Source organism: Brevibacillus sp. NRRL NRS-603, assembly GCF_003013445.1.
GTDB lineage: Bacteria > Bacillota > Bacilli > Brevibacillales > Brevibacillaceae > Brevibacillus > Brevibacillus formosus.
In genome coordinates this window covers 1-1417 of the sequence record NZ_PXZN01000077.1, presented here as the reverse complement: position 1 = coordinate 1417, position 1417 = coordinate 1, and the positions used below count along the sequence as shown (strand labels likewise).

The window sequence follows — 1417 nt, the reverse complement described above, 5'->3', positions numbered from 1 at the left end:
GGCAAAAGCATTGCTGGCAGCTGATACGTGACTGATTTCCCGCCACCAGTTGCTAATAGCCCGAGAACACTTCGTCCATCCAATACACGTTCAATAATGGACTCCTGACCGGGACGGAATGAGTCGTATCCAAAATGCAGCTTTAATCTGTCGTACATGAGCTGTTTATTCATTTTGCCTCCCTTGTCGCTCGTGCCAGTGCCAATCGGATTTGCAAATACGTTACTGTTGCTTCCAACTGATCCTTGATGAGCCGGAGTCTGCTCGTATCAAGTCGCTCACTCGTCTCCACGATCTCTTTTGCCAACCCATTTGGCAAATACGTTGTCATATCCCATTCCGGACAGCGCAGAGCAATCTCTACCAAATGATCTTCTATTGTACTTTCTTTCATTTGTCGTCTTTTCGCGATTTCTTTTTTGTCACAGCCAGTCTGAAGCAGTGCATACGTTCGGGCAGCACTTTCCGTTAGACGTGGGTCAAGCTTGTGGGATTCTGTAACAAGTTTTGATAAAAGAGGATAATGAGTGCTCTCTGCAAGCAGCGTCTGAATCGACGCGGCTAGCCCGTATCGAAATTGCAGCGTGAGATAACTACGACTTGACTGGCGAATCTCTGCTACTTGTCCCATGGTCTTGCCGACTTGTCCTGCTCCTGACATTTGACAAAATAAAAGCTCCTGCACATCTTCAGCCAGAGGCTCCCATAATCGATATAGTTCATCAGACAATTGCTGTTTCCAGGCATTTCGCATTGCCCCATCAGCTAATTGTTTTTTTACCCAGCGCTGTGCTGGCTTGTCCGATACGACCGGGATGAAACCGAGATCACCATGAAGCATTTGCGAGATCGTCTGCACCATAAGATGAAGTCTGTTCCAAAATGGTTCGATTCGCTCCGCCAAATCAGACTGTGTAAAAGGTGCGAACCATACATCAAACCGATATTTTTGGTACGTGTGTTTGGCATGCTGCAATCCTGTATCAGAAAAGGTAAATGTCGGCTTCGCGTTCGTTCCAACTGCATCAACAGGTAAAATCCAGCCCGCCTGAAATAAAGTTGAAACTATTTTCTCCCAATCCTCTCTTGGAAAACGAGAAAACATCCGATAATACGGATAAAGGGTATACAAATGCACATCTTGCAGTGTCTGATTGGCTTTTCTGCCACGCAGTATGTAGTAGGCTGATTGCAGCGTTCGTTCATTGGCCAGAGGTAACATGGCATTCAAGGCGACCGCACATAAAAGGTCCTGCTCCTCTGCCGCACTGTTCCGACTGTTCATTGGTACTCCTTACATCATTCTATATTTTTCAAAGCTCTAAAGAAGCGAAGTAAACTGCATCATTGTATTTGGAGGCTAGTATGACAAAGCGATTGAAAAGAACTGAATTTATGATGGCGTACATGATCATCA

The 1417-nt window shown here is 45.6% G+C and carries 2 protein-coding genes; both read right to left on the bottom strand.

All coding sequences use genetic code 11. The annotated features are described in order from the left end of the window. Positions 1–173 (bottom strand): DEAD/DEAH box helicase (locus tag C7R94_RS27940; RefSeq protein WP_369835033.1); only part of this gene is annotated, 173 nt, incomplete at its 3' end. After that, positions 170–1285 (bottom strand): YpbB family protein, encoded by a 1116-nt coding sequence (locus C7R94_RS27935; RefSeq protein WP_106785831.1) that lies wholly within the window; start codon positions 1283–1285, stop codon positions 170–172. The genes C7R94_RS27935 and C7R94_RS27940, both read right to left, overlap by 4 nt. Positions 1286–1417: the final 132 nt, after the last annotated feature.

Coding starts and splice junctions, on each gene's coding strand:
- C7R94_RS27935 (WP_106785831.1), bottom strand. CDS start 1,285: ATGAACAGTCGGAACAGTGCGGCAGAGGAGCAGGACCTTTTATGTGCG.